The sequence below is a fragment of the Rhizobium sp. LjRoot258 genome, assembly GCF_964254185.1.
GTDB lineage: Bacteria > Pseudomonadota > Alphaproteobacteria > Rhizobiales > Rhizobiaceae > Rhizobium.
Genome location: NZ_CAXUST020000001.1, coordinates 1,597,673 through 1,615,211, shown reverse-complemented (window position 1 = coordinate 1,615,211; position 17,539 = coordinate 1,597,673). Strand labels below are relative to the sequence as shown.

The window sequence follows — 17,539 nt, the reverse complement described above, 5'->3', positions numbered from 1 at the left end:
TCCGATCCTGGCAGCCCTTACGCGGCGCGGCGGATCAGGATGTGCTTCTTCTTGCCAAGCGAAAGCTTGATGACGCCATCGGCGGTGATCTCGCCGCTGCCGATGATCCTGCGTTCGTCACTGACGGCTTGGTCGTTGATGCGCACCGCACCGCCCTGGACATGGCGGCGCGCCTCGCCATTCGAAGCGGCAAGGCCGGCCCGGACAATCAGCGACAGCAGGCCGATACCGTCATCCAGTTCGGCAGCCGGGACCTCGACCGAGGGAAGGTTTTCGGCAAGGCCGCCTTCCTCGAAGGTCTTGCGGGCGGTTTCGGCAGCCTGTTCGGCACCCGTCCGGCCGTGCAGGATCGCGGTCACCTCGGTCGCCAGGATCTTCTTTACCTCGTTGACCTCCGAGCCGGCGAGCGCCGACAGGCGTGCGACCTCGTCCATCGGCAGCGTCGTGTAGAGCTTCAGGAAGCGCGAGACGTCGGCGTCTTCGGTGTTGCGCCAGTACTGCCAGAAGTCGTAGGCCGACAGCATGTCGGCATTGAGCCAGACGGCGCCGGTCGCGGACTTGCCCATTTTGGCACCGGAAGCGGTCGTCAGCAGCGGCGAGGTCAGCGCGTAGAGCTGCTGCGTCCCCATGCGGTGACCGAGGTCGATGCCGTTTACGATGTTGCCCCACTGATCCGAACCACCCATCTGCAGACGGCAGTCGTAGCGCTTGGCCAGTTCGACGAAGTCGTAGGCCTGCAGGATCATGTAGTTGAATTCGAGGAACGACAGCGACTGCTCGCGATCAAGGCGCGTCTTGACGCTGTCGAAGGACAGCATCCGGTTGACGGAGAAATGCCGGCCAACGTCGCGCAAGAACTCGAGGTAATTGATCGAACGCAGCCACTCGGCATTGTTGATCATCAGTGCATCTTTGGGGCCATCGCCGTAGGTCAGGTAGTTCGAGAAGACGCGCTTGATCGAGGCGATGTTGCTCTCGATCGTGTCAATAGTCATCAACTGGCGTGCCTCGTCCTTGAAGGAGGGGTCGCCGACCATACCGGTGCCGCCGCCCATCAGCGAAATGGCGCGGTGACCGGTTGCTTGCAGCCAGTGCAGCATCATGATCTGGATGAGCGAGCCCGCATGCAGGCTGGGCGCCGTCGGGTCGAAGCCGATATAAGCCGTTACCGTTTCCTTGGCGAAGAGTTCGTCGAGGCCCGATTCATCGGAGATCTGATGAATGAAGCCGCGTTCTTTCAGCGTGCGGAGGAAATCGGATTTGAACTCGGACATGACCTTTTGCTCTCGGGTGCGGATTTTCGGATTGGCTATTGTTGAAGTGACGCGGCGCGTTTAGCACTGTTTTGCCGAACAGTCACCATTTGGCAGGAATCTTCCAGCGAGGGGTCATGGAGAAGGTCAGGACCGCGATCGGCTTGATGAGCGGAACATCGATGGACGGTATCGACGTGGCGCTGCTGCGCACGGATGGCCGGGCCGTCGTCGAACGCGGGCCTTTCCTCGGCGTTCCCTATGATCCGGCCTTCCGGGATCGTTTGAAGCTGGCACTGGAGCAGGCGAAGACCATTACCCAACGTGAGCAACGGCGTGGCGATCTGGCCTCTATCGAGCGCGAATTGACGTTACGTCATGTAGTTGCCGTTAGGGAATTTCTGGCCGCCAATGCGCTCGATGCGGCCTCGATCGATGTCATCGGCTTTCACGGGCAGACGGTGCTACATCGGCCGGACGAGGCGTTGACCGTGCAGATCGGCGATGGGGCACTGCTGGCGCGGGAGACGGGCATTTCGGTGGCCTACGACCTCCGTGCCAACGACATGGTGCATGGCGGCCAGGGTGCGCCGTTGGTTCCGGTCTATCATGCAGCACTTGCCGCCAACCTCACGAACGCGGCTTTGCCGGTCTGCTTCGTCAATATCGGCGGGATTTCCAACCTCACCTATATCGGCGCACACGGCGTCATCGTCGGCTACGACAGCGGACCCGGCAATACGCTGATCGACCAGTGGGTCGAGACCCATGCGGGTGTGCCGTTCGATCAGGGCGGCATGATCGCTTCGGAGGGTCGGATCATCGCGGAGCTGGCCGATCGTTATTTGAACAGCCCGTTCTTTGCCGCGGACAAGCGGCGCTCGCTCGACCGCAACGACTTTCCGCCGCCGTCGGGCGCAGATGCAGAACTTGCCGATGGTGCGCGCACACTTGCCTACGTCGCTGCCGCTTCGATTATCAAGTCCGCCGGTCACCTGCCGGTGACGCCGACGCTTTACATCGTCTGCGGCGGTGGTCGCCTCAATCGCGTCCTGATGCTGGATTTGAGAGATATCGCCCGCCGCCAGGGCGCCCAAGTGATTTCTGCGGAGGCGGCTGGTTTCAACGGAGATTCAATGGAGGCGGAAGCCTGGGCCTATCTCGCGGTGAGGTCGTTGGACGGCTTGCCCTTGACGTTTCCCGGGACAACGGGCGTGCGTGCGCCGGTGAGCGGCGGTGTTGTGGTGAAGCCGTGATGCAGCCGGTCATTCTGGAGACACCGCGCCTTGTCGCGGTCATGTGGGAACCGGACGATGCGGGCCTAATCCAGGAGCTTCACTCGACCATCGAGACGACGCAATATCTTTCGGGTGCTGCTGCGTGGTCGCGCGAGAAGTCGGAGGAACGGTTACGCAACTGGTTCGGCGAGCAAGCGCGGGACGGAATTACGAAATACAAGATCCTCGGCCGCGAGGACGATCGCTTCATTGGCCGCGCGGGGTTCTCGCTTTTCGGCGGTGAGCGGCAGGAATTGGAACTCGGCTATTCGCTTCGACAGCAGGAATGGGGCAAGGGCTATGCGACGGAGATTGCGGGCGGGCTGGCGGACTGGTTCTTCGCGCGGAACTTCGCGTCGCGGTTTATCGCCTTCACCCATCCGGACAATACCGCATCCCAGCATGTCCTAACGAAAATCGGCATGCGAGGCCGCATGCCGATGATCGTTGACGGATTGTCTTGCCCGACGTTCGAATTGACCGCCGGGATGCGGTCAGCCTAGCGAATCCGCTTGGCGGCCGGTTCCGGTACCAGTTCGCCGTTCAGGCGGCGATCGAGGTAATCCTCGCATTCGCCCATCAGCGTCTCGACCTGGCCGTTGAAGAAGTGGTTGGCGCCCGGCACCGTGCGGTGCGTGATCAAGATACCCTTCTGCGTCTTCAGCTTCTCGACGAGGCCGTTGACATCCTTCTCGGGTGCCACCTTGTCGGCGTCGCCGTTGATGATGAGGCCGGAGGACGGGCAGGGCGCGAGGAACGAGAAGTCGTAGGTGTTCGGCTGCGGCGCGATCGACATGAAGCCTTCGATTTCCGGCCGTCGCATCAGGAGCTGCATTCCGATCCAGGAGCCGAAGGAATAGCCCGCGACCCAGCAGGTCTTCGAATCAGGGTGCAGGCTCTGCACCCAGTCGAGCGCAGATGCGGCATCCGAAAGCTCGCCGGCACCATGGTCGAACTCTCCCTGGCTGCGACCAATTCCCCGGAAGTTGAAGCGCAATGTCGTGAAACCGCGCTTCTGGAACATGTAGAAGAGCTGGTAGACGATCTGGTTGTTCATCGTGCCGCCGAACTGGGGGTGCGGGTGCAGAATGAGGGCAATCGGCGCGCTTTTTTCCTTGGAGGGCTGGTAGCGGCCTTCAAGGCGGCCTGCGGGGCCGTTGAAAATGACTTCGGGCATCTGTACTCCGGCGTTTATTTCTTCGCGTTCACGCTGCGCAGACTTGACGAACGTTGTCAGCTTTTCTAAAACGCAGTTTAGAACAATTCGAAACTTGCATGGCAATCCACGCGTTGTGGGATGTGTCATAAGGCAAGCCCGGCCGAAATTTCAAGGAAAATGAGCCGAGCCGCCTCGCAAGGATTTTAGCGCAGGACGAAAGATCATGGCGCCGCCACGCCTTTATCTCGATTGGAACGCGACTTCGCCACTGCATCCGCATGCGCGCGAGGCTGTTCTGCGCGCGATGGATCTGTTCGGCAACCCGAACTCGGTTCACGGCGAAGGCCGGACTGTGCGCGCGGCCATCGAACGTGCGCGGCGCCAAGTGGCGACGCTTACGGGCGCCGATCCTGCGCATGTGATCTTCACGAGCGGCGCAACCGAAGCGGCCAATATGGTGCTGACGCCCGAGTTCAGGATGGGGCGGACGCCGCTCGCAATCGGCCAGCTCTACTACTCGGCCGTCGAGCATCCCGCGGTGCGTGAAGGCGGCCGGTTCCCGAAGGAACAAACGACGGAAATTCCTGTTACCGAGGCCGGTGTCGTCGATCTCGATGCGCTTGGCACTTTGCTCGCTGCGCATGACAAATCGAGTGGCTTGCCGATGGTCGCGGTTATGCTTGTTAACAACGAGACCGGCATTGTCCAGCCGATCGCCGACGTTGCGAAGATCGTGCAGGCGCATGGTGGTCTGCTTGTCGTCGATGCTGTGCAGGCAGCGGGTCGTTTGAAGCTCGATCTCCACGCATTCGGCGTCGATTTCATGATCATCTCGTCGCATAAGCTCGGCGGCCCGAAAGGTACCGGTGCGCTGATCACCCGTGGCGAAGTCCTGATGCCGCGGCCGCTGATCCATGGCGGCGGCCAGGAGAAGGGTCACCGCTCGGGGACAGAGAATTCACTTGCGGTGATCGGGTTCGGCGCCGCCGCCGAAGCCGCCGTTGCGGAATTCGATCAGCGCAATGAGGCCGTTTCGGCACTGCGTGATCGATTGGAAACCGGAATGCGAGGGGCTGCGCCTGACGTCGTCATCTACGGCGCCGCGGGTCAACGCGTCTCGAATACGACCTTTTTCACCCTTCCGGGGCTGAAGGCCGAGACGGGACAGATCGCCTTCGATCTCGAAGGGGTGGCGCTCTCGGCAGGTTCCGCCTGCTCCTCCGGCAAGGTCGGGGAAAGCCAGGTTCTGGTTGCCATGGGGCGTGACCCCAAGCTCGGTGCTTTGCGCATTTCGTTGGGCTTTGCCACGACCGAAGAGGAGATCGACAAGGCGATTTCCGTCTTTGCGAAAATAGCCGCTCGGCGCAAGCCGGCCGGGGAGGCGGCGTGACCGCTTCATAAATTTGCGGAAACGCAAATTTCCGCTTGCCATTCGGGCTGAAAAGTCCCTTTTGGCCACCTACATACAGGGCAAACGATACTGCCCGAACGACAAGCTGCCGGACCTTTTCTCCGGCGAGATTGGAGAATGACATGCCCGCCGTCCAGGAAACGGTCGATCGCGTCCGCGAGATTGACGTCGATCAGTACAAATACGGTTTCGAGACCATCATCGAAATGGACAAGGCACCCAAGGGTCTGTCCGAAGACATCATCCGGTTCATTTCCGCCAAGAAGCAGGAGCCGGAATGGATGCTCGAATGGCGTCTCGAGGCCTACAAGCGCTGGCTGACCCTGGAAGAACCGACCTGGGCGCGCGTCAATTATCCGAAGATCGATTTCAACGACATCTATTACTACGCCGCGCCGAAAAGCACGCCTGGCCCGAAGTCGCTTGATGAAGTCGATCCTGAAATCCTCAAGGTTTACGAAAAGCTCGGGATTCCGCTCAAGGAGCAGGAAATACTCGCTGGCGTCGAGAAACCGCGGATTGCCGTCGATGCGGTCTTCGACTCAGTCTCCGTCGTCACGACCTTCAAAGAGGAGCTGAAGAAAGCCGGCGTGATTTTCATGTCGATCTCGGAAGCGATCCGCGAGCATCCTGATCTCGTGAAGCAGTATCTCGGCACGGTTGTTCCGACGAGCGACAATTACTATGCGACGCTGAACTCGGCTGTCTTTACCGATGGCTCGTTCGTGTTCGTTCCAAAGGGCGTTCGCTGCCCGATGGAACTGTCCACCTACTTCCGCATCAACGAGAAGAACACCGGCCAGTTCGAGCGCACGCTGATCATCGCCGAGGAGGGGGCATACGTTTCTTACCTCGAGGGCTGCACCGCGCCGCAGCGCGACGAGAACCAGTTGCATGCCGCGGTAGTCGAACTCGTTGCACTCGATGACGCCGAGATCAAGTATTCGACGGTGCAGAACTGGTATCCGGGCGACGCACAGGGCAAGGGCGGCATCTACAACTTCGTCACCAAGCGCGGCGATTGCCGTGGTCACCGGTCGAAGATCTCATGGACGCAAGTCGAAACCGGCTCGGCGATCACCTGGAAATATCCCTCCTGCATCCTGCGCGGCGATGACAGCCGCGGCGAGTTCTACTCGATCGCTGTGTCCAACGGCCATCAGCAGATCGACAGCGGCACGAAGATGATCCATCTCGGCAAGAACACCTCGAGCCGCATCGTCTCCAAGGGCATTGCTGCCGGCGTGTCGCAGAATACCTATCGCGGCCAGGTTTCGGCTCACCGCAAGGCGTCGAACGCTCGCAACTTCACGCAGTGCGACTCGCTGCTGATCGGCGACAAGTGCGGCGCGCATACAGTGCCATACATCGAAGCGAAGAACTCGACGGCGCAGTTCGAGCACGAAGCAACCACCTCGAAAATCTCCGAGGACCAGCTTTTCTATTGCCTGCAGCGAGGCATCCCGACCGAAGCGGCGATCGCCCTGATCGTCAACGGCTTCGTCAAGGAAGTCCTGCAGGAACTGCCGATGGAATTCGCCGTCGAGGCGCAGAAGCTAATCAGCATCTCGCTCGAAGGCAGCGTCGGCTGACGCAACACGATATGAATGCGCGAGGGCGCGTGGATCGCGCCTTTTTCCGATTGCTTTTTATGGGACAACACCATGCTTGAAATTAAGAACCTGCACGCCCGCATCGCTGAAGACGGCACGGAGATCATCCGCGGCCTGGACCTGACGGTAGAGGCTGGCGAAGTTGCCGCCATCATGGGCCCGAATGGCTCTGGCAAGTCGACGCTCTCCTACATCCTGTCAGGCCGCGAAGACTACGAAGTCACCGAAGGCGACATCCTTTACAACGGCGAAAGCATCCTGGAACTCGATGCTGCCGAGCGTGCCGCCAAGGGCATCTTCCTCGCGTTCCAGTACCCAGTCGAAATTCCCGGTGTTGCCACCATGCAGTTCCTCAAAGTCGCGATGAACGAACAGCGCAAGGCACGCGGCGAAGATGAGCTGAAGACGCCTGATTTCATGCGCCTCGTCAAGGACGCTGCCGGCAAGCTGCAGATCAACACCGAAATGCTGAAGCGTCCACTGAACGTCGGCTTCTCCGGCGGCGAGAAGAAGCGCGCCGAAATCCTGCAGATGGCGCTGCTGCAGCCGCAGCTTTGCGTTCTCGACGAAACCGACAGTGGTCTCGACATCGATGCACTGAAGATCGTTGCCGACGGCGTCAACGCGCTGCGTTCGCCGGACCGCGCCGTCATCGTCATCACCCACTACCAGCGCCTGCTCGACTACATCGTTCCGGATACGGTTCACGTTCTCTACAAGGGGCAGGTGATCAAGTCGGGCGACAAGACACTGGCGCATGAGCTGGAAGCCAACGGCTACGCCGACATCATCGGCGCCGCAGCCTGATCTAGGCGGAAAGGACGAGTCTCATGAACATGCAGACGACGAGCCGCCAGACCGCCGCGGAAGCGGCGCTCATCGAGGCTTTCAACAACCAGATCGGCGAATTGCCGGGCGACGGTTCGGTCATCGCCATCCGAGACAGGCTGCTTGACGACCTGAAGAAGGCCGGCCTGCCGACGCGCCGCATCGAGGCCTGGCACTATACCGACCTCAAGACGCTGTTGCGCGCCATTCCGGAACAGGCAGGCGACGCCGGCTCAGAAGCCCGCGACCCGCTGGTTGAGGAATCCTCGGTTCTTTCGGTTATTCAGGGTGTGCCGGATCTGAAGGCTTCGGTCGATGGCCTCGACATTTCGGGCTACGCGGCCCAGCTTTCGAACGGCACGGCTGCCACCGGCCTCGGTGCCCTCGGCAGTGACGATGCGATCGGCCGCATCAACGGCAGCTTCGTGCGGGATGGCTACGTCATTGACGTCGCCGCCGAAACTGCGCTTGAGGAACCACTCGAGATCCAGTTCGTTCACGCTGGCGGCCAGACGCATACACGCCTGCCGGTGAGCTTCGGGGCAAACGTGAAGGCGACGGTGATTGAACGTCACCTTGCAGTGACCTCCGATGCCGCCTTCGTGTCTCACGTCAGTGACGTCACGGTTGGCGAGGGTACGGAACTCACCTGGATCATTATCCAGCAGCAGGGCGCAGCGGATACGCACCTCGGCCAGATCCGTGTCGATCTCGGCGCGGAGGCCAAGCTGAAGCTTTTCGTCATCAATGCCGGCGGCAAGCTGGTTCGCCAGGAGTTGCACATCAAGGTAACGGGCGAGGGCGCCGACCTGACGCTTCGTGGCATCAACCTGCTTGGCGCTGAAACCCATACCGACGTTACCATGGTTGTCGGCCATAACGTTCCGCATACGGGCTCCACCGACGTGATTCGCAACGTCGTCTTCGACCGTGCCAAGGGCATCTTCCAAGGCATGATCCGTGTCGCCCCCGATGCGCAAAAGACCGACGCCAAGATGGCGTGCAACACTTTGCTAATGTCCGACGACGCTGAATTCTCGATGAAGCCGGAGCTCGAGATTTTCGCTGACGACGTTCAGTGCGGCCACGGTGCGACGGTTACCGACATCGACGACAACCATCTTTTCTACATGATGGCGCGCGGCATTCCGGAGAACAAGGCGCGTGCAATGCTCGTCAATGCCTTCGTCGCCGAGATCGTCGAAGAACTCGATGATGAAGCCCTGGTCGAGTCGCTGGAAAGCGTCATTTCGGCCTGGCTCGAAAAACACGCCTGATCGGATAGCGTCATGGACAAGATAGTTCCGGCAACCTCATACGACGTCGAAGCCATTCGCAAGGATTTTCCGATCCTTGCGAAGGAAGTCTACGGCAAGCCGCTGGTCTATCTCGACAACGGTGCCTCCGCGCAGAAGCCGCAGGCGGTTATAGACGCGATTTCGCACGCCTATTCGAGTGAATATGCGAACGTTCACCGTGGTCTGCATTTCCTTTCGAACGTTGCGACCGACGCGTATGAGGGCGCACGCGAAAAGGTGCGGCGCTTCCTGAACGCGCCTGATGTCAACGACATCGTGTTCACGAAGTCGTCGACGGAGGCAATCAATACGGTCGCCTATGGCTGGGGCATGCCGAAGCTCGGAGAGGGCGACGAGATCGTCATCTCGATCATGGAGCATCACTCCAACATCGTGCCCTGGCATTTCATCAGGGAGCGGCAGGGCGCCAAGCTGGTCTGGGTGCCTGTTGATGACGAGGGCGCCTTCCATATCGAGGATTTCGAAAAGAGCCTGACCGAGCGCACGAAGCTCGTCGCCATCACGCATATGTCGAATGCGCTCGGCACCGTGGTTCCGGTCAAGGAAATCTGCCGCATCGCGCATCAGCGTGGCATTCCGGTTCTGGTCGACGGGTCGCAGGGAGCAGTCCATATGCCTGTCGACGTACAAGACATCGATTGCGACTGGTACGTGATGACCGGCCACAAGCTCTATGGCCCGTCCGGGATCGGCGTGCTCTACGGCAAGAAGGAGCGGCTTCGCGAGATGCGGCCCTTCCAGGGCGGTGGCGAAATGATCTTCGAGGTGACGGAAGACACCGTTACCTACAATGATCCGCCGCATCGCTTCGAAGCCGGGACGCCGCCGATCGTGCAGGCGATCGGGCTCGGCTATGCGCTCGACTACATGGACAAGGTCGGCCGCGAGGCGATCGCCCGCCATGAGGCGGATCTCGCCGCCTATGCCGCAGAGCGCCTACAGGCGGTCAACTCGCTGAGGGTCTTCGGCACGGCGCCGGGCAAGGGCGGCATCTTCTCTTTCGAGCTAGCCGGTCTGCATGCGCATGACGTGTCGATGGTGATCGACCGCCAGGGTGTTGCAGTGCGCGCAGGCACGCATTGCGCCATGCCGCTCTTGAAACGCTTCGGCGTCACCTCCACATGCCGGGCATCCTTCGGGATGTATAATACACGCGCCGAGGTCGATGCCTTGGCCGATGCGCTGGAATATGCGCGCAAGTTCTTTGCTTAAGGAGTGTCCGAATGAGCCTGGACGAAAGCGAACAGAAGATCGACGTGCGCGAAGGCATCGTGCATTCCAGCATTCCGGCCGATGAACTAGCGCGGCTCAGCGACGATGTGATTTCGGCGCTCAAGACCGTCTACGACCCTGAGATCCCGGCCGACATCTTCGAACTTGGATTGATCTACAAGATCGATATCGAAGACGACCGTATGGTGAAGATCATGATGACGCTAACGGCGCCCGGATGCCCGGTAGCCGGCGAGATGCCCGGCTGGGTCGAGAATGCTGTCGGCGCGGTCGAGGGTGTATCCGGTGTCGAGGTCGAAATGACCTTCGATCCGCCGTGGACGCCGGACCGCATGTCGGAAGAGGCGCAGGTCGCCGTCGGCTGGTACTAGCATGACGGCGAAAAGTTGCAGACTTTTCCGACAGGCTCATAGTGCAGGCTGGTATTGATCGGTTAAGCTGCTGGCACTACATTTGAATCGTGAAACGCCGGACCTTGAATCCGCGCGCGGAAGGAGAAGAAGCCGATGGGCTTTGCAATCATGAGCATGACGGTAGCTGCAGCGGACCGCGTGAAAGCGATCGTCGAAAACTCCGGACCGGAGGCCAAGGGCATTCGCGTCGGGATCAAGAAGGGCGGCTGCGCAGGGATGGAATATACCATCGACCTCGTGACCGATCCGAATGCGAAGGACGACCTGATCGAGCGCGAAGGCGCAAAGGTCTGGGTCGAACCGTCCGCGGTGCTCTACCTGCTCGGCACAGAAATGGGCTTCGAGAGCACGACCTTGCGCTCCGGCTTCACCTTCACCAATCCGAACCAGACCTCGGCCTGCGGCTGCGGTGAATCCGTCGAACTGAAGCCGGCGGATCTTGCGGCGCTCGCCGCGCAGGGCAACGCCGTCATTCCCGCGCACTGATTGTCACAATCGTTCGAATTCTCGAGAAGGCTGCCGGTTTCGGCGGCCTTTTCATTTTACCTCATCGCGATAGCGCCTTAAGGGCTCTCTTTGAAAGTCCGCGGGATTGCCCCTGCGGAAGGGAATCGACTGAACGATGCTACTGCTGTTTGCGAAGGGCGCTCTGCTGGGTGTCATTATCACCGCGCCACTCGGGCCGATCGGAATGCTCTGTATCAAACGCACACTGGAGCGCGGCTTTCCTGCGGGTCTTTCCTGCGGCCTTGGGACCGCGGTCGGCGATGCCAGTTATGCGCTGGCAGCGGTCACCGGCATCGCTGTCTTCGAGGAGACGATGTCGGCAGCGAGACTGCCCTTGGCGATCGTCGGAGGTCTATTGCTTCTCGCGCTGGGTTATCGAGGACTGACGCACGATCCGGTCCAGGCGGCCGATATCAGGTCGGCCGGCCTCATCGGCACAACGCTGGCGACGTTTTTGCTGACGGTCTCCAATCCGGCCACGATCCTCTCCTTCGGTGCGCTGTTTGCGGGTTTCGGTCTGACAGAAGAGACACGGCGCTTCAGTTCGGCCGTCATCGTAGGTGGTGTCTTCAGCGGATCGCTTGCCTGGTGGTTCTTTCTGAGCGGAACGGTCAGCCTTGCCAGGAACAAATTGCCAAGGGATTTCACAACAAAGCTCGTACGGGGAACAAGCTACCTGTTGATCCTCTTCGGCCTCGTAGCGCTCGCTTCCGGAGGCTATTCGCTCCTTTAAATACGCCTCTGTAGCCCACGGCTGTGGCAGATTGAAGATAGAAAACATTCGCGATATGCGTGCAGGCTTTGGGAAACGGTGCGAGCCATTATGACTAAACGCATTCTTGTTACCGGCGGCGCAGGGTTTGTGGGTTCACGTCTCTGCAAGCGACTGCTCGACGAGGGGAACCGCGTTGTGTGTATGGACAACTTTTCCACGGGCTCCGTGGACAACATAGAAGCATTTCTCGGCGATCCGGCCTTTACCCTCTTGAAGCATGATGTCACCGAGGCTGTCGCCGTTGGTGTCGACCAAATCTACAATCTGCCTGTCCGGCCTCGCCTGTTCACTATCAGGCCGATCCGATCGGCACACTTAAAGTAAGTGTCATAGGCGCGCTGAATGTGCTCGAACTGGCAAGGCGGACGAACATCCCGGTCCTGCAGGCCTCGACATCGGAGGTATATGGTGATCCGCATGTCCATCCGCAGTCCGAAGATTACTGGGGCAACGTCAACCCCATTGGACCGCGCGCCTGCTACGATGAAGGAAAACGCAACGCCGAGACTTTGTTTTTCGACTATCACCGGCAGTACAAGCTACCGATCAAAGTCGTTCGCATATTCAATACCTACGGTCCCCATATGCATCCGGCCGATGGTCGGGTCGTTGCGACCTTTATCGTTCAGGCACTATCGGGCCGCGATATCACGATCTATGGCGATGGAACGCGATAGGCGATACGGATTTGTGGCGACCCAGCGCCAACGCGTTCGAACTCGCGCCTGAAATATGGACCGACCTTCCACGTGTTATAGAGGCGAAACGGCTTGAGGCTAGTAGCGTACGTCATCGTTTCCTTGAGATCGATAGGCGGAGGAAGATGTGCGAGAATGTCATGTCGATGTCGCGCTGCAGCCGATGCCTGGTATCCAATCCATATGGCGAGCGGCGCCAAAAAGCCAGACCGGCAGACGCCATTGCTACCGCCTCCTGCGGGGCAGGGCGGCTTACCTGTCGTCGGCGCAGGAACCGGCGGTAGCGCCCGTCGGTTGGGCCATCGAATGCCTTGCGCGGAAACTCTATTCCCTTCCTTACGCCACCTATACCTATGTGTAGCGCGTGCCCGATTGACCGGGCGGCGGGTGGCGAATAGATTCATCTGTGAAACGACCCCCATGCGCAAAGCACTTGTGGAGCGCCTTGTGAACTGGTCGTTTTGTAAGGCCGCACAGCGCGCCAGTGACGCTACAGGGGCAACGACAGGAAAGCCAACCACGCAGATTTTCACAAGCCAGCTTTGTGCGGAGCCGGAGGCTTGCGCGCGCATAACTGATTGTTCAACGCTCAGGGAACACCGATCATGATGATGAACCGACGGACTTTCTCAGCGGCACTCGTTGCAGGCGCTGCCGCTTCCCTCATCTCCACCCGTGGCATGGCCGCGCCCGCCGCGCCGGCGAAGGCACGAAACGTCGTCTTGGCGCACGGGCTGTTTGCCGACGGCTCCTGCTGGACGGAGGTCATTGCGCGCCTGCAGGCCGCGGGGCTCAATGCCACGGCTGTGCAGAATCCGCTGACGACACTGCCGGAGGCTGTCGCCTCAGTGCAGCGCGTACTCGACCGGCAGGATGGTCCGACGGTTCTGGTCGGGCATTCTTTCTCCGGCATGCTGGTGACCGAAGCGGGCGTGCATCCGAGCGTATCTGCACTTGTTTATGTTGCTGCGCGTGCACCTGATGCCGGCGAAGACTACACGACCCTTGCCAAGACATTTCCGACACCACCAGCTTCCGCAGGCATCGTTTTCGATGGAGACGAGGGACGACTGACTGAAGCGGCATTCCTGCGTGACTTTGCGGGAGATCTTCCTGAGGCGAAGGCGAAAGTGCTCTATGCGGTCCAGGAGCCGTTCCACAAGGCGCTACTCACGGGTAAGACGACGCAGGCTGCATGGCGCTCAAAACCCAGCTGGTATGCCGTTTCCACCGAAGACCGAACGATTGATCCAGACCTCGAACGCTTCATGGCCAAGCGTATGGGCGCCAACACCATCGAGCTGAAATCCAGCCATCTATCGTTGATTTCGCACCCGGACGCCATTGCAGGGTTGATCCTGGCGGCAGCGGGCCAACAGAAGGCATAGCGAAGATCTCCGCTGCCGCCTCCGAACGCCGACACAATGAAAGCGCAACCGAGCGGTCAGCTCTTCATGTCGATGCCGGCCTCGACAGCGGCGGCGATGAAGGCTTTGCGGGCATCCTCGTTGGTGCGCTTGCCCTTGATGACGTCGGCGCAGACCAGTAGGGCCTTGTCGAGTGCCGGCCCGTCTTCGGTCGGCCAGTCCTCGATCATCGCCCAGGAGGCGGCCTGAGTTGTCTGAATGGTCACGTACTGGCCGGGTTCTTCCAGCGCCAAGAGCACTGGCTCTGGCCAGAGTGCCTGGGTGATATCGCTGTCGGATTTTGCCATGGGGTGGGTGACCTGTGTTTGCATCGCGGGTTTTCGGTGGTGCCGATGCTTACGCGTTCCCAACCCCTCCCCACAAGGGGAAGGGGACCGAGAGGTGTCGTTATTCAGCCGCTTCCGCGTAGCTTTCGACCGGCGGGCAGGTGCAGATCAGGTTGCGGTCGCCGAAGACGTTGTCGACGCGGTTGACCGGGGACCAGTACTTGTCCACCCGGAAGGCGCCGGGCGGGAAGCAGGCCTGTTCGCGGCTGTAGGGACGATCCCATTCGCCGACGAGGTCTTCGACGGTGTGCGGGGCGTTCTTCAGCGGATTGTTGGCCTTGTCGGAGCGGCCTTCCTCGATGTCGCGGGCTTCCTGGCGGATGGCCAGCATCGCTTCGCAGAAGCGGTCGAGTTCGGCCTTGGTTTCCGATTCCGTCGGCTCGATCATCAGCGTGCCTGCAACCGGCCAGCTCATGGTCGGCGCATGGAAGCCGCAATCGATCAGGCGCTTGGCGACGTCGTCGACGGTGACGCCGGCGCTTTCGACCAGCGGGCGGGTGTCGATGATGCACTCATGCGCCACACGTCCGGCCTCGGACTTGTAGAGCACGTCATAGGCGCCTTTGAGCCGTGCCGCGATGTAGTTGGCGTTTAGGATTGCCACCTTGGTCGCCTGCGTCAGCCCTTCGCCGCCCATCATCAAGCAGTAGCTCCAGGAGATCGGCAGGATCGAGGCCGAGCCGAAGGCCGCCGCCGAGACCGCGCCTGAGCGTCCGTCCGTTTCCGGGTGGCCGGGGAGGTAGGGCGCCAGATGTGCCTTGACGCCGATCGGGCCCATGCCGGGACCGCCGCCGCCATGCGGGATGCAGAAGGTCTTGTGCAAGTTGAGGTGGGAAACGTCGGAGCCGATGTCACCAGGGCGGGACAGGCCGACCATGGCGTTCATGTTGGCGCCGTCGAGATAGACCTGACCGCCGTGGCTGTGCACGAGGTCGCAGATTTCCTTGACGGTTTCCTCGAAGACGCCGTGCGTCGAGGGGTAGGTGATCATGCAGCAGGAGAGATTGTCCGCATACTGCTCGGCCTTGGCGCGGAAATCGCCGAGGTCAATATCGCCGTTTTCGCGAACCTTGACGACGACGACCTTCATGCCGACCATCTGGGCCGAGGCCGGGTTGGTGCCGTGGGCCGAGGTCGGAATCAGGCAGACGTCGCGGTGACCATTGCCGTTGGCGATATGGTAGTTGCGGATCGTCAAGAGGCCCGCATATTCGCCCTGCGCGCCGGAGTTCGGCTGCATGGAGAAGGCGTCATAGCCGGTGACGGCGCAGAGCTTTTCGGTGAGATCGTCGATCATCTCGCGATAGCCGAGCGCCTGGTCTGGCGGCACGAAGGGGTGAATGTCGGAAAACTCGGGCCAGGTGATCGGCAGCATTTCGGCCGTGGCATTCAGCTTCATCGTGCAGGAGCCGAGCGGGATCATCGAGCGGTCGAGCGCCAGATCTCGGTCCGACAGACGCCTAATATAGCGGGTCATCTCGCTTTCGGCGCGGTTCATGTGGAAGATCGGATGCGTCAGGTATTCGCTGGTGCGGGCGAGGCCCTTCGGCAGGCGATAGCTCGGCTCGAAATCGGCAACGGCGAAGTTGCCGCCGAAAGCGCGCCAGACGGCTTCCAGCGTTGCCGGGCGGGTGCGCTCGTCAAGGCTCATGCCGATCTTCGTGGCGCCGACCTTGCGCAGGTTCACACCCTCGGCGACGGCCGCGCGCAGGATGACGCCCTGCATGTGGCCGACATCGACGGTGATGGTGTCGAAGAAGGTTTTCGGCTCGATGGTGTAGCCGAGCTTTTCTAGGCCCTTGGCCATCAGCACGGCCTTCTGATGGACCTGCTGGGCGATCGCCTTGATGCCCTTCGGGCCGTGGAAGACGGCATACATGGAGGCCATGACGGCGAGGAGCACCTGCGCGGTGCAGATGTTCGACGTGGCTTTCTCGCGACGGATGTGCTGCTCGCGGGTCTGCAGCGACAGGCGATAGGCGCGGTTGCCGCGGGCATCGACCGAGACGCCGACGAGACGGCCGGGCATGGAGCGCTTGTGGGCGTCCTTGACCGACATGTAGGCCGCATGCGGGCCGCCGTAGCCGACCGGAACGCCGAAGCGCTGCGAATTGCCGATGGCGATGTCGGCGCCCATTTCGCCGGGCGATTTCAAGAGTGTCAGTGCCAGGATGTCGGCGGCAACGATGGCGATCGCGCCGGTCTGGTGCAGACGCGAGATCAGGCCGGTGAAATCATGCACGTGGCCGTGCGTGCCCGGATACTGGAAGATGGCGCCAAATACGTCGACCGGATCGAGATCGGTGAAGGGGTTGCCGACGACGACGCTCCAGCCGAGCGGCTCGGCGCGGGTCTTGATCAGCTCGATCGTCTGCGGATGGCAGGCGGCGTCGACGAAGAAGGCCTTGGCCTTCGACTTGGAGACGCGCTCGGCCATGGCCATGCCTTCTGCGGCCGCAGTCGCTTCGTCGAGAAGCGAGGCATTGGCGACGTCGAGGCCGGTGAGGTCGCAGATCATCGTCTGGTAGTTCAGCAGCGCTTCCAGTCGGCCCTGGGAGATTTCCGGCTGGTAAGGCGTATACGCCGTGTACCAGGCCGGATTTTCTAGGATGTTGCGCTGAATGACCGGCGGTGTGATCGTGCCGTAGTAACCCTGGCCGATCAACGAGACGAGGACCTTGTTCTTGTTGGCGGTCTCGCGCAGCTTGTCGAGCGCCTCGCGTTCCGTCATCGGCGCGCTCCAGACGAGCGGCGCCTTCTGGCGGATGGACGGCGGCACGGTGGCGTCGATCAGGTTGTCGAGGCTGTTATAGCCGATGACCTTCAACATATCCGTCATTTCGGCAGGAGACGGGCCAATGTGACGACGGTTGGCGAAGTCATAGGGCTGGTAGTCGGTGAACTGGAATTCTGTCGGCGTCGTCATTACGCGGTGAGCTCCTTGTAGGCCGCCTCGTCGAGCAGGCCATCGGCATCGGCGGCGTTTGCAAGCTTGAGCTTGAAGAACCAGCCGGCGCCCTGCGGGTCCGAATTGACCAGCGACGGATCGGCAGCAATGGCCGGATTGACCTCGGTGATCTCGCCGTCAAGCGGACAATAGACGTCGGAGGCAGCCTTCACGGATTCGACGGTTGCGGCATTGTCGTTCTTGGAGAAGGTGGCACCGACTTCCGGCAGTTCGACGAAAACCAGATCGCCGAGCTGTTCAACGGCGTAGGTGGTGATGCCGACCGTCGCGACGCCGCCCTCGATCTTCAGCCACTCGTGTTCTTCGGTAAACTTCAGCATGATTGTTCTCTC

Annotated in this window: 16 protein-coding genes and 1 pseudogene; 12 read left to right on the top strand and 5 right to left on the bottom strand. The window is 60.8% G+C overall.

Features of this window, described 5'->3' with window-relative positions; translation table 11 throughout:
• Nucleotides 1-17 precede the first annotated feature (17 nt).
• A complete protein-coding gene (tyrS, locus tag ACSQ9D_RS08140; RefSeq protein WP_436281808.1) occupies nt 18-1,274 on the bottom strand; it encodes a tyrosine--tRNA ligase in 1,257 nt (418 codons plus the stop codon).
• Nucleotides 1,275-1,390: 116 nt separating this feature from the next.
• Between tyrS and ACSQ9D_RS08135 the strand changes: the two genes are divergently transcribed.
• Nucleotides 1,391-2,509, top strand: a complete 1,119-nt coding sequence (locus ACSQ9D_RS08135; protein ID WP_436281807.1) for an anhydro-N-acetylmuramic acid kinase — start codon at nt 1,391-1,393, stop codon at nt 2,507-2,509.
• Nucleotides 2,509-3,033: a GNAT family N-acetyltransferase gene (locus tag ACSQ9D_RS08130; RefSeq protein ID WP_436281806.1), complete on the top strand. Its 525-nt coding sequence runs from the start codon at nt 2,509-2,511 to the stop codon at nt 3,031-3,033. The genes ACSQ9D_RS08135 and ACSQ9D_RS08130 overlap by 1 nt, the downstream gene beginning before the upstream one ends.
• On the opposite strand, the gene ACSQ9D_RS08125 is transcribed toward ACSQ9D_RS08130, so the two are convergent.
• Nucleotides 3,030-3,707 (bottom strand): alpha/beta hydrolase, encoded by a 678-nt coding sequence (locus ACSQ9D_RS08125; protein ID WP_018902229.1) that lies wholly within the window; start codon nt 3,705-3,707, stop codon nt 3,030-3,032. The genes ACSQ9D_RS08130 and ACSQ9D_RS08125 overlap by 4 nt on opposite strands.
• A gap of 205 nt (nt 3,708-3,912) precedes the next feature.
• Between ACSQ9D_RS08125 and ACSQ9D_RS08120 the strand changes: the two genes are divergently transcribed.
• The 10 genes and pseudogenes from ACSQ9D_RS08120 to ACSQ9D_RS08075 all read left to right on the top strand — a co-directional run bounded on the left by ACSQ9D_RS08120 (nt 3,913) and on the right by ACSQ9D_RS08075 (nt 13,874).
• Nucleotides 3,913-5,079 carry a cysteine desulfurase family protein gene (locus ACSQ9D_RS08120; protein ID WP_436281805.1) on the top strand — a complete coding sequence of 389 codons (1,167 nt, stop codon included), beginning with the start codon at nt 3,913-3,915 and terminating at the stop codon, nt 5,077-5,079.
• A gap of 143 nt (nt 5,080-5,222) precedes the next feature.
• Nucleotides 5,223-6,692 (top strand): Fe-S cluster assembly protein SufB, encoded by a 1,470-nt coding sequence (sufB, locus tag ACSQ9D_RS08115; protein ID WP_368515040.1) that lies wholly within the window; start codon nt 5,223-5,225, stop codon nt 6,690-6,692.
• 72 nt (nt 6,693-6,764) lie between these two features.
• Entirely contained in the window at nt 6,765-7,520 is a 756-nt protein-coding gene (gene sufC / locus ACSQ9D_RS08110; RefSeq protein ID WP_436281804.1) for a Fe-S cluster assembly ATPase SufC, read from the top strand.
• Between the two features lie 23 nt (nt 7,521-7,543).
• The gene (sufD, locus tag ACSQ9D_RS08105; protein WP_436281803.1) at nt 7,544-8,818 is read left to right on the top strand and encodes a Fe-S cluster assembly protein SufD; all 1,275 of its coding nucleotides are present in this window, start codon (nt 7,544-7,546) and stop codon (nt 8,816-8,818) included.
• Nucleotides 8,819-8,830: 12 nt separating this feature from the next.
• The gene (locus ACSQ9D_RS08100; RefSeq protein ID WP_436281802.1) at nt 8,831-10,072 is read left to right on the top strand and encodes a cysteine desulfurase; all 1,242 of its coding nucleotides are present in this window, start codon (nt 8,831-8,833) and stop codon (nt 10,070-10,072) included.
• An 11-nt stretch (nt 10,073-10,083) separates the two neighbouring features.
• Nucleotides 10,084-10,464 carry an SUF system Fe-S cluster assembly protein gene (locus ACSQ9D_RS08095; protein ID WP_016554095.1) on the top strand — a complete coding sequence of 127 codons (381 nt, stop codon included), beginning with the start codon at nt 10,084-10,086 and terminating at the stop codon, nt 10,462-10,464.
• Between the two features lie 135 nt (nt 10,465-10,599).
• Complete coding sequence (sufA, locus tag ACSQ9D_RS08090) at nt 10,600-10,992, top strand: Fe-S cluster assembly scaffold SufA (protein WP_436281801.1); 393 nt, start codon at nt 10,600-10,602, stop codon at nt 10,990-10,992.
• A gap of 136 nt (nt 10,993-11,128) precedes the next feature.
• A complete protein-coding gene (locus ACSQ9D_RS08085; RefSeq protein ID WP_436281800.1) occupies nt 11,129-11,746 on the top strand; it encodes a LysE family translocator in 618 nt (205 codons plus the stop codon).
• 90 nt (nt 11,747-11,836) lie between these two features.
• Nucleotides 11,837-12,462: pseudogene (locus tag ACSQ9D_RS08080) on the top strand (NAD-dependent epimerase/dehydratase family protein); the annotation flags it as partial.
• A 629-nt stretch (nt 12,463-13,091) separates the two neighbouring features.
• The gene (locus tag ACSQ9D_RS08075) at nt 13,092-13,874 is read left to right on the top strand and encodes an alpha/beta hydrolase (protein ID WP_037119189.1); all 783 of its coding nucleotides are present in this window, start codon (nt 13,092-13,094) and stop codon (nt 13,872-13,874) included.
• Between the two features lie 56 nt (nt 13,875-13,930).
• Here the strand turns inward: ACSQ9D_RS08075 and ACSQ9D_RS08070 are convergent, their stop codons facing one another.
• The 3 genes from ACSQ9D_RS08070 to gcvH all read right to left on the bottom strand — a co-directional run bounded on the left by ACSQ9D_RS08070 (nt 13,931) and on the right by gcvH (nt 17,527).
• The gene (locus ACSQ9D_RS08070) at nt 13,931-14,200 is read right to left on the bottom strand and encodes a DUF982 domain-containing protein (protein WP_436283791.1); all 270 of its coding nucleotides are present in this window, start codon (nt 14,198-14,200) and stop codon (nt 13,931-13,933) included.
• A gap of 100 nt (nt 14,201-14,300) precedes the next feature.
• Nucleotides 14,301-17,165 carry an aminomethyl-transferring glycine dehydrogenase gene (gene gcvP, locus ACSQ9D_RS08065; protein ID WP_436281799.1) on the bottom strand — a complete coding sequence of 955 codons (2,865 nt, stop codon included), beginning with the start codon at nt 17,163-17,165 and terminating at the stop codon, nt 14,301-14,303.
• On the bottom strand, nt 17,165-17,527 hold the full coding sequence (gcvH, locus tag ACSQ9D_RS08060) for a glycine cleavage system protein GcvH (protein WP_436281798.1): 363 nt from the start codon (nt 17,525-17,527) through the stop codon (nt 17,165-17,167). Before gcvH ends, gcvP begins: the two co-directional genes overlap by 1 nt.
• Nucleotides 17,528-17,539 lie beyond the last annotated feature (12 nt).

Excerpts from the sequence above, each read along its gene's own strand:
- tyrS (WP_436281808.1), bottom strand. The coding sequence starts at position 1,274 with ATGTCCGAGTTCAAATCCGATTTCCTCCGCACGCTGAAAGAACGCGGC.
- ACSQ9D_RS08135 (WP_436281807.1), top strand. The coding sequence starts at position 1,391 with ATGGAGAAGGTCAGGACCGCGATCGGCTTGATGAGCGGAACATCGATG.
- ACSQ9D_RS08130 (WP_436281806.1), top strand. The coding sequence starts at position 2,509 with ATGCAGCCGGTCATTCTGGAGACACCGCGCCTTGTCGCGGTCATGTGG.
- ACSQ9D_RS08125 (WP_018902229.1), bottom strand. The coding sequence starts at position 3,707 with ATGCCCGAAGTCATTTTCAACGGCCCCGCAGGCCGCCTTGAAGGCCGC.
- ACSQ9D_RS08120 (WP_436281805.1), top strand. The coding sequence starts at position 3,913 with ATGGCGCCGCCACGCCTTTATCTCGATTGGAACGCGACTTCGCCACTG.
- sufB (WP_368515040.1), top strand. The coding sequence starts at position 5,223 with ATGCCCGCCGTCCAGGAAACGGTCGATCGCGTCCGCGAGATTGACGTC.
- sufC (WP_436281804.1), top strand. The coding sequence starts at position 6,765 with ATGCTTGAAATTAAGAACCTGCACGCCCGCATCGCTGAAGACGGCACG.
- sufD (WP_436281803.1), top strand. The coding sequence starts at position 7,544 with ATGAACATGCAGACGACGAGCCGCCAGACCGCCGCGGAAGCGGCGCTC.
- ACSQ9D_RS08100 (WP_436281802.1), top strand. The coding sequence starts at position 8,831 with ATGGACAAGATAGTTCCGGCAACCTCATACGACGTCGAAGCCATTCGC.
- ACSQ9D_RS08095 (WP_016554095.1), top strand. The coding sequence starts at position 10,084 with ATGAGCCTGGACGAAAGCGAACAGAAGATCGACGTGCGCGAAGGCATC.
- sufA (WP_436281801.1), top strand. The coding sequence starts at position 10,600 with ATGGGCTTTGCAATCATGAGCATGACGGTAGCTGCAGCGGACCGCGTG.
- ACSQ9D_RS08085 (WP_436281800.1), top strand. The coding sequence starts at position 11,129 with ATGCTACTGCTGTTTGCGAAGGGCGCTCTGCTGGGTGTCATTATCACC.
- ACSQ9D_RS08075 (WP_037119189.1), top strand. The coding sequence starts at position 13,092 with ATGATGATGAACCGACGGACTTTCTCAGCGGCACTCGTTGCAGGCGCT.
- ACSQ9D_RS08070 (WP_436283791.1), bottom strand. The coding sequence starts at position 14,200 with ATGGCAAAATCCGACAGCGATATCACCCAGGCACTCTGGCCAGAGCCA.
- gcvP (WP_436281799.1), bottom strand. The coding sequence starts at position 17,165 with ATGACGACGCCGACAGAATTCCAGTTCACCGACTACCAGCCCTATGAC.
- gcvH (WP_436281798.1), bottom strand. The coding sequence starts at position 17,527 with ATGCTGAAGTTTACCGAAGAACACGAGTGGCTGAAGATCGAGGGCGGC.